The organism is Microbacterium yannicii (assembly GCF_024055635.1).
Classification (GTDB): Bacteria; Actinomycetota; Actinomycetes; order Actinomycetales; family Microbacteriaceae; genus Microbacterium; species Microbacterium yannicii.
Window position 1 is genome coordinate 1 of sequence record NZ_JAMXMB010000029.1, and the last position, 8,865, is coordinate 8,865.

The 8,865-nt window shown below is 71.2% G+C and carries 7 protein-coding genes; 4 read left to right on the plus strand and 3 right to left on the minus strand.

Annotated features, from left to right (window positions below; translation table 11 throughout):
- Positions 1-187: 187 nt before the first annotated feature.
- Both NCG93_RS11855 and NCG93_RS11860 read right to left on the minus strand, forming a co-directional pair.
- Positions 188-1,099, minus strand: a complete 912-nt coding sequence (locus tag NCG93_RS11855; protein ID WP_194413715.1) for a serine hydrolase — start codon at positions 1,097-1,099, stop codon at positions 188-190.
- A 64-nt stretch (positions 1,100-1,163) separates the two neighbouring features.
- Positions 1,164-3,182 carry a M13 family metallopeptidase gene (locus tag NCG93_RS11860; RefSeq protein WP_194412426.1) on the minus strand — a complete coding sequence of 673 codons (2,019 nt, stop codon included), beginning with the start codon at positions 3,180-3,182 and terminating at the stop codon, positions 1,164-1,166.
- A gap of 144 nt (positions 3,183-3,326) precedes the next feature.
- Here NCG93_RS11860 and NCG93_RS11865 point away from each other — a divergent pair, with 144 nt between their 5' ends.
- The 3 genes from NCG93_RS11865 to NCG93_RS11875 all read left to right on the plus strand — a co-directional run bounded on the left by NCG93_RS11865 (position 3,327) and on the right by NCG93_RS11875 (position 7,043).
- Positions 3,327-4,646: an MATE family efflux transporter gene (locus tag NCG93_RS11865; protein WP_194412425.1), complete on the plus strand. Its 1,320-nt coding sequence runs from the start codon at positions 3,327-3,329 to the stop codon at positions 4,644-4,646.
- A gap of 97 nt (positions 4,647-4,743) precedes the next feature.
- Entirely contained in the window at positions 4,744-5,823 is a 1,080-nt protein-coding gene (locus tag NCG93_RS11870) for a semialdehyde dehydrogenase (protein ID WP_194412424.1), read from the plus strand.
- Positions 5,820-7,043 (plus strand): NAD(P)/FAD-dependent oxidoreductase, encoded by a 1,224-nt coding sequence (locus NCG93_RS11875; RefSeq protein ID WP_194412423.1) that lies wholly within the window; start codon positions 5,820-5,822, stop codon positions 7,041-7,043. The genes NCG93_RS11870 and NCG93_RS11875 overlap by 4 nt, the downstream gene beginning before the upstream one ends.
- Before the next feature lie 12 nt (positions 7,044-7,055).
- Here NCG93_RS11875 and NCG93_RS11880 read toward each other — a convergent pair whose 3' ends face one another.
- Positions 7,056-7,703, minus strand: a complete 648-nt coding sequence (locus tag NCG93_RS11880) for a TrmH family RNA methyltransferase (protein WP_194412422.1) — start codon at positions 7,701-7,703, stop codon at positions 7,056-7,058.
- Positions 7,704-8,098: 395 nt separating this feature from the next.
- Here NCG93_RS11880 and NCG93_RS11885 point away from each other — a divergent pair.
- Positions 8,099-8,865, plus strand: a 767-nt coding sequence (locus NCG93_RS11885) for an Nramp family divalent metal transporter (protein WP_252787534.1), incomplete at its 3' end; no start/stop codon positions are given.

Below are 8,865 nucleotides of genomic sequence, written 5' to 3' on the forward strand. Positions count from 1 at the left end.
CTCCGAGCCCCGCCAACCGGTCCCTGCGCAGTCAGCAACCGGCCCCCGAGGCCGCCAGCAACCGGTCCCTGCGCAGTCAGCAATCGGCCTCCGAGGCCGCCAGCAACCGGTCCCTGCGCAGTCAGCAATCGGCCCCCGAGCCCAGCCAACCGGTCCCTGAGCCTGTCGAAGGGCGCCTCCGCGCAGCTCAGAACACGTACTCCATGAGGTCGGTGCCGAGGATGCGGAACGCGTCGTGGACCCGGAGGCGGTGCGAGATCGACAGGTCGTCGAAGCACACGATGAGCGCGTACGACACCCCGGCACGGGGACCGGCCAGCACACCTGCTTCGACGCGGATGCCGGCATCCCGGCCCGTCTTGTTGATGAAGAGCAGCCCGTGCTCGTCGTTCTCGTGCGAGAACGGGTCGAGACCTGTCGCGGATGCCACGAGTGAGAGGTCGTGATTGAGGCTCAGCCACTCGGCCACCTGGGCGCTCACGCTCGGCGAGACGACCTGTGAGTTGACCAGAGCCGCGAACACCTCGGCGAGCTCGCGGGCGGAGCCGAGGGCGAAGTGCGGGGCGTCGTCGGGACCGCGCTCGTCGCGGAACCGGTCGAGCAGCGCGGCACGGGTCAGGCCCAGGTTCTCGATGCGGGCCCGCACGGCCGGCAGACCCACCCGCTTGAGCAGCGCGTTGGCCGCCATCGCGTCCCCGGTGGACGCGGTGAGGACGGCGAGGTCCGACAGCGGCAGGGCGGGTGCCTTGAGGTGCTGCCACACGCCTCCGACGCCGACCGGCTCGAGGTGCGCGCGATCGATGATCTCGAGCGGCTCCAGCCGCCCCGCCTCGAAAGCGGCCGCCACCTCGATGAGCAGCGGCACGACGCCGAGACCCGCGACCGGAAGGGTGACGAAGTCGTCCCCGGACAGCACGGAGGTGCCGCGATCGAGGTCGGTGATGCGCACCGAGATCTTGGCTCCCGACGCGGCGAGGTCGTCGAGCGCCTTCAGCGTCGACGTGAACGAACGACGACCGGCAGCCGCCCTCTTCGGCAGCCGCCGACCTGTGCTCCGTCGCGCCCCCCGCAGCGACTCGGCATCCTTTCTGGGCTCGATGCCCACGGAGTTTCCCTCCCGTTGTTGGTGGTGCGGGGTGATCGGGCCGCAGGCGGCCCGCACGTCACCAGATGGTGACGCGCTGGTCCTCGTCGAGCCAGAGAGCGTCCGACTCGGTTACTCCGAATGCATCGTAGAACGCGCCGATGTTGCGCACGATCTGGTTGCACCGGAACTCGTTGGGCGAATGCGGGTCGATCGTCAGCAGGCGGATGGTCTCGGCATCCCGGCCCTTCTGCTGCCAGATCTGCGCCCAGCTGAGCAGCAGGCGCTGGATACCGGTGAACCCGTCGATCTCCGGCCCGGTCCCTGAGCCTGTCGAAGGGTCGGCGGGCGCGCCCTCCGAGTCCGTGCCGAGCGACAGGGCGTAGGCCCGGATCGCGATACCGAGGCCGCCCAGATCCCCGATGTTCTCGCCGATCGTGAGCGCACCGTTGACGTGGTTCTCGGCGGCGAGCCGCTCGCCGTCCGCACCCAGCGGCACGAGCGCGTCGTACTGCGCGATGAGGTTCTTGGTGCGCTCCTCGAAGGCCGCACGGTCGTCGTCGGTCCACCAGTCGCGCAGCAGTCCGTCGCCGTCGAAGCGGCTGCCCTGGTCGTCGAAGCCGTGACCGATCTCGTGGCCGATCACCGCGCCGATGCCGCCGTAGTTCGCCGCGGCGTCACGCTCGGCGTCGAAGAAGGGGTACTGCAGGATCGCCGCCGGGAACACGATCTCGTTCATCAGCGGGTTGTAGTAGGCGTTGACGGTCTGCGGCGTCATGAACCACTCGTCGCGATCGATCGGCTGACCGACCTTGGCGAGCTGGCGGTCGTGCTCCCACACGTGCGCGCGTCGGATGTTGCCGACGAGGTCCGCGGCGTCGATCTCGAGCGTCGAGTAGTCCTTCCACTTCACCGGGTACCCGATCTTGGGGGTGAAGGCGTCGAGCTTGGCGAGGGCGCGCTCGCGGGTCTCCGGGGTCATCCACTCGAGTTCGGAGATCGACTGGCGGTAGGCCTCGATGAGGTTGCCGACCAGCTCGTCCATCGCGACCTTCGACGCCGGCGGGAAGTGCCGCTCGACGTACACGCGACCGATCGCCTCGCCCAGCGCCGCCTCGGTGAGGCTGACGCCGCGCTTCCACCGCTCGCGGTTCACCGGGACGCCGGTGAGCTGCGTGCCGTAGAAGCCGAAGTTCTCCGCCACGAACTCGTCCGACAGGAACGGCGCCGCCGAGTGCACGACGGTGAACCGCAGCCACGCCTTCCAGTCCTCGAGGCGGTCCTCGACGAGCAGCGTGCCGAGGCCCTCGAAGAAGCTGGGCTGGTACACGTTGATCTCCGCGAAGGCGTCGGCGTGGCCCACCGCCGCCGCATCCCGCCACGGCGCCAGGTCGACGCCCACGAGCGCCTGCACGTCGTCCCACGTCTTGAGGTTGTAGGTCTTGACGGCATCGCGGCTGGCGACGTTGTCCCAATGGTGCGTGGCGAGCTCGGTCTCGATCGTGACGATGCGATCGGCGGATGCCTCGGCCTCGGCGACGCCCGCGAGCTCCAGGATGCGCTGCACGTGCGCGCGGAACGCGATGCGGGTCTCCTGGAAGTTGTCGAGGCGGTAGTAACTCTCGTCGGGGAGCGACAGGCCGCCCTGGATGAAGAACGGCACGTAGCGCTGCGGGTTGCCGGGGTCGGGCTCGATGTAGAGGTGGATGAGCGCCGCGATGCCCTCGCGCTCGAACTCCCCGATCGTGCGGAGGAACGCGGGGATGTCGCCGATCGCGTCGACGCGTGCCAGCACGTCCGCGAGCGGTGCGGCACCCTCCGCCTCGATGCGCTCGGTGTCCATGAAGCTCGTGTAGAGGTCGCCGATCTTGCGGGCCTCGGTACCGGGCTCGGCCTGCTGCGACTCCTCGACGATCGCGTGGACGTCCTTCTCGGCCTGCTCCGCGATCAGGTGGAACGAGCCCCACCTCGCCTTGTCCTCGGGGATCTCGGTCCGGTCGAGCCACGCGCCGTTGACGTGGCGGAACAGATCGTCCTGAGGGCGGATCTCGGCGCTGAGTTCCTCGAGCGCGAGACCGGAACGGGGGGCGTCGGTCATGCGTTCCAGGGTAACCGCCTGCGGGCGGGAGAATGCCCGGCGCGATATCGATCGGGGTCCGTGACCGCATTGTGATGATGACGGATGCCGCGGCCCGGTGCGACGGGGGCGGCCGGCGTCGGCGGCGCCTCCTAGGCTCGGAGGGTGACGACCGACACCCTGAATCGCGACATCCTGCGACTCGCGGTGCCGGCACTCGGCTCCCTGATCGCCGAGCCGCTGTTCCTCATCGTCGACTCGGCGCTCGTCGGTCACCTCGGGGTCGAGCCGCTCGCCGGACTCGGCATCGCGTCGGCGGTGCTGCAGACCATCGTCGGGCTGATGGTCTTCCTCGCCTACTCGACGACGCCGGCCGTGGCGCGCAGGTTCGGCGCCGGCGACCCCTCACGCGCGGTGTCGGTCGGCATCGACGGCATGTGGCTCGCGCTGGGCATCGGCGCCGTCCTGGCCCTCGTCGGCTATGTCGCGACACCCTCGCTCGTCGGACTCTTCGGCGCGACGCCCGAGGTCGCGCAGCAGGCCGAGATCTACCTCGGCATCTCGATGTGGGGGCTGCCGGCCATGCTCGTCGTGTTCGCCGCGACGGGCCTTCTGCGCGGCATGCAGGACACGGTGACTCCGCTGTGGATCGCCGGCCTCGGTTTCGGCGCCAACGCCCTCCTCAACTGGGCGTTCATCTACGGCTTCGGGTGGGGCATCGCCGGCTCGGCGGTGGGCACCGTCGTCGCGCAATGGGGCATGGTCGCCGCCTACGCCTTCGTCGTGGGCAGGCTGGCGCGCCGGCACGCGGCATCCGTCCGCCCTCAGCGCGAGGGGGTGCGCGGGTCTGCGCGGTCGGGCGGATGGCTCTTCGTGCGCACGCTGTCGCTGCGCGCCGCGCTGCTGGCGACTGTGGTGGTCGCCACGGGCCTGGGCACAGTCGAGCTCGCGGGCTGGCAGGTCGCGTTCACGATCTTCTCGACCGCGGCCTTCGCCCTCGATGCGCTCGCGATCGCCGCCCAGGCGCTCATCGGCAAGGGACTCGGCGCCGAAGACCAAGGACTCGTGCGCCGCGTGCTGGGCCGCACGGTGGCGTGGGGCGGCTGGTTCGGCGTGATCACCGGAGCGCTGATCGGCGCGCTGTCGGGCGTGATCGGGCTGCTGTTCACCGGTGACCCCGGCATCGCCGCGCTGGTGCAGCCGGCGCTCATCGTGCTCGCGATCGCGCAGCCGGTGTGCGGGATCGTGTTCGTGCTGGACGGCGTGCTCATCGGCGCGGGGGACGCGAAGTACCTCGCCATCGTCGGGATGCTGAACCTGGTGCCGTTCGTGCCCGCGCTGGTGCTCGTCGCGGTGCTGCATCCGGTCGGTGCGGCGGGGCTCGCGTGGCTCGCGCTGTCGTTCTTCGGCGTGTACATGCTCGCTCGCCTCGCGACGCTCGGCTGGCGCGTGCGCGGATCGGCCTGGCTCACCGCGGGCGCCTGACACCGGCATCCTGCTGTCCGCGCGGACGGTATCAGCGCCGGCCCCGACCGCTCCTTGCTCGCATGGCGCGCACTCGGCGACGCCAGGAGGAGCAGACATGTCCGAGACCGGCGCATTCGCGTTCACCGTCCACCCCCGCGCACGGCTGCGTGAAGATCTCGCGCGCGCCTGGCGGCCGCTCGGGCTCGTACCCGAACGCGTCTACGACACGGCGCTGCGCCGCCTGCCGCTCCCCCCGGTCACGATGGCGGGCGTGCAGATCGGCGGCGAGCGCGTCGGGCATGTCGTGCTGGTCCCCTTCGGCGCACGGCACCTGCTGGCGCACGTGGACGAGGGCCGCCGCCGCGTGAGTCGTGCGGTGGACCGCGCCGTCGCTCTCGGCGCCGACGTCGTCGGCCTCGGGGCACTCACGGCGACGGTGACCGCCGGGGGCCTCACGCTGCGCGAGCGCACCGACATCGCCGTGACGAACGGCAACGCCTTCACGGCCGCCATCGTGGAGGACCAGATCCGGATGCTGCTGCCTCATGTCTCCTCACGGGCAGGCGTCTCCTCGCGGAGGGGGCGGCCGCACGTCGCCATCGTCGGCGCGACCGGCAGCGTCGGCACGGCCGTGACGAAGCTCCTCGCCCGCGACGGTGGCGGCGCTCGGCTGACGCTCGTCGCACGCACGGAGGGGCGGCTGAAGGCGCTCGCCGCCGCGGTGGCCGACGACGTGGACGTCGACATCGCGCAGAGCATCGGCGCGGTCCGCGATGCCGACCTCGTCGTGCTGCTCACCGCCTCGGCGGATGCACTCCTGGGTCCGGAACATCTCGCGACGGGTGCGGTGGTGCTCGACGCCACGCAGCCGCGCAACACCTCGCCGGCACTGGCATCGACTCGACCCGACGTGCTCGTCGTCGACGGCGGCATCGTCTCGATCCCGAGCCTCCGCCTCACCGGTGGCGAGATCGGCCTGCCGGACGGCCGCTCGTACGCCTGCTTCGCCGAGACCGCGATCCTCGCGCTGTCCGGCCACTCCGGTCACTTCTCGCTGGGCAATCCGACGCTCGAGCAGGTCGATGCGATCCGGGAGCGGGCTCGCAGCCTCGCCCACCTCGGGTTCCACGCCGCCTCGCCGACGAGCTTCGGCAGACCCGTCGCCCTCGAGGCGCACGCGGCGGTGATCGTATGACCCGCGTGGTGCTGCTCGGCGGCGGGTACGTGACGCTGCACGCCTATGCGACGCTCATGCGGCGCCGCGCGCGGGACGTCCGCCAGGGCGACCTCGAGATCGTCGTCATCTCGGCCGATCACGCGCACCGGTTCCACGGCTTCACGGGCGAGCTCGTCGCCGGCATGATCGATCCCGACCGCGTCGCCACTCCGCTCGCGGAGGCGATGCCGCTCGCCCGCATCATCGACGGCCGCGCGCTGAGCATCGACGCCGTCCACCAGTCGGTGTCGTACCGCCGCGGCGAGCACGCGGTCGAGGTGCTCACGTACGACCACCTCGTGGTGGGCACCGGAGCCAGGGAACCGGCGTCGGAGGTCGTGGGGCTCGAGCAGTACGGCCGCACGCTGCGGGGGCCCGACGAGATCGTCGCACTCGCCGAGCACCTGGCGACAGTTCCCGGATCACCCGTCGTGGTGGCGGGAGGCGGGATCGCGGGGGCCGAGCTCGCCGCGGCGATCGCGGACCGCGGGCATCCGGTCACCCTCGTGCACTCGGGAAGCCGGATCCTCGGCGAGTGGTCCGATCAGTCCGGGCTGGTGACGCGCGCAGAGAAGGAGCTCGACCACCTGGGCGTGCGGGTGATGTCGGGTGTGCGTCTGAGCGAAGTCACCCCCACGACGGCCGTGCTGTCGGACGGCACGACTCTCGCCACGGCGACCGTGGTCGCGGCGACCGGGCAGCGTCCCGTGTATCTGCCGGGACTCGATCCGTGGCGCGACGAGCGCGGACGACTGCGGACGGGACGCACGCTCGCCGTCCGGCATGCCGTGTGGGCCGCCGGCGACGGTGCACGGGTGGAGCACCCGAGCACCCGGGAACCCGTGCCGGCCAACGCTTTGTGGGCCATGAAAGGCGGAGACCACATCGGCCGCGCGATCGCACGGCGACTGGACGGAAAGGCGCCCCGGCCCTTCAGGTATCGAGGGCTCGGTCGTGCGGCGTCGTTCGGATACGGCCGCGGCATCTCGGAGCTGTACGGCGTGCCGTTCACGGGCGCGTTCGCGTGGACGCTGCGCCTGGTGTTCTTCCTGCGCTTCATGCCGTCGCGGGCGCGCGCGGCCGGGGTCGTGTCCGACCTCGCGCGCTTCGCCGTCACTCCGCGCCGCGCACGCGCGGGGGTCGTCCAGGTGGCGACACCCTCGACCCCACGCCGCCTGGTGCGGCCCGAGGCGGCGTGAGAGGCCCGCGGCTCAGGCCCAGCGGCGGCACCATTCGTACATGACGACGGCGGCCGCGGCGCTCGCGTTCATGGAGCGGGTCGAGCCGTACTGCTCGATCTGGACGGTGCCGGATGCCGCGGCCAGCGCCTCCGGAGAGAGCCCGGGCCCCTCCTGCCCGAACAGCAGCACGCACGCCTCGGGCAGGTCGGCGGTAGGGAGCGGCTTCGAGCCCTCGACGTTGTCGATGGCGATGACGGGCAGGGATGCGGCATCCGCCCACGCCACGAAGGGCTCCACCGTCTCGTGGTGGCGCACGTGCTGGTAGCGGTCGGTGACCATGGCACCCCGGCGATTCCAGCGACGCTTGCCGATGATGTGCACCTCGGCCGCGAGGAACGCGTTGGCGCTGCGCACGATCGAGCCGATGTTCATGTCGTGCTGCCAGTTCTCGATCGCGACGTGGAACAGATGGCGGCGCGTGTCGAGGTCGGCGACGATCGCGTCCATCGTCCAATAGCGGTAGGCGTCGACGACGTTGCGAGCATCGCCGTGGGCCAGCAGCTCCGGGTCGTACCGCGGATCGTCCGGCCACGCGTCGGGGCCGCCCGGCCACGGCCCGACGCCGACCGGCAGCGTCTGCTCGGCGGGCTCAGGGGCAGTCGGCTCGGGCGAGGTCACCGGCCCAGGCTAGCCGCCGCGCAGCAGGTCCCGTTCGGCGGCCGCCGGGGCCGTGGTCTGGTCGTTGAGCGAGCGAGACGGCGCCGCACCCCTCGCCCGGTCGTCGAGCGAGCGAGGAACGAGCGAGACGAAACGCCCTCGCCCGGTCGTTGAGCGAGCGAGGAACGAGCGAGACGAAACGGCTCGCACCCGGCGCAGACGCGAGGCCCGACACGTTTCGTCTCGGTCGCCGGCGCTCCCTCGCTCAACGACCGGGATCCGGCGCGTTGCCCCTTGCCCGGTCGTTGAGCGAGCGAGGAACGAGCGAGACGAAACGGCTCGCACGCCGCGGAGACGAGGAGTTGACCGGTAGACGCGCACTTTTCGGCGCGCCGAAATCGAGGTATCTTTTCGGCATGCCGAAAACAGCGGAGTGGACGGATGTCCCGCGCACGCAACGCCGCCGTGCGTCGGCCGTTCCCCGTGTCGCGTGGCTGATCGGGCCCGCTCTCGTCGCAGGCGTCGCCTACCTCGACCCGGGCAACGTGGCGAGCAACATGACGGCGGGCGCCCGCTACGGCTATCTGCTCGTCTGGGTGGTCGTGCTCGGCAACGTCATGGCGTGGCTCATCCAGTACCTCTCCGCCAAGCTGGGCATCGTCACGGGCAAGAGCCTTCCCGAGACTCTGGGCGACCGCATCCGCTCGACATGGGGTCGCCGCGCCTACTGGCTGCAGGCAGAGCTCGTCGCGATGGCGACCGACATCGCCGAGGTGATCGGCGGCGCCGTCGCGCTGAACCTGCTGTTCGGCATCCCACTGCTCTGGGGCGGCGCGATCACCGGTGCCGTGTCGATCGCACTGCTGCTCATCCAGTCACGCCGCGGCCCGCGGCCGTTCGAGTTCGTGATCATCGGCCTCCTCGCGATCATCGCCCTGGGCTTCTCGTTCGGCGTGTTCGTCGCACCGCCCGACGGCGCGAGCGTCGTGGCCGGCCTCGTGCCGCGCTTCGAGGGCACCGACTCCGTCCTGCTGGCGGCCTCGATCCTCGGCGCGACGATCATGCCGCACGCGATCTACGCGCACAGCGCCCTGGCAAGGGACCGCTTCGCCCCCCGTGCCACCAAGGTTCCGGTCCTCCCGGGCGACCTTCCGGGTTTGGGGCGCACGGCGTCCGTCTGGGG

Excerpts from the sequence above, each read along its gene's own strand:
- NCG93_RS11860 (WP_194412426.1), bottom strand. The coding sequence starts at position 3,182 with ATGACCGACGCCCCCCGTTCCGGTCTCGCGCTCGAGGAACTCAGCGCC.
- NCG93_RS11875 (WP_194412423.1), top strand. The coding sequence starts at position 5,820 with ATGACCCGCGTGGTGCTGCTCGGCGGCGGGTACGTGACGCTGCACGCC.
- NCG93_RS11870 (WP_194412424.1), top strand. The coding sequence starts at position 4,744 with ATGTCCGAGACCGGCGCATTCGCGTTCACCGTCCACCCCCGCGCACGG.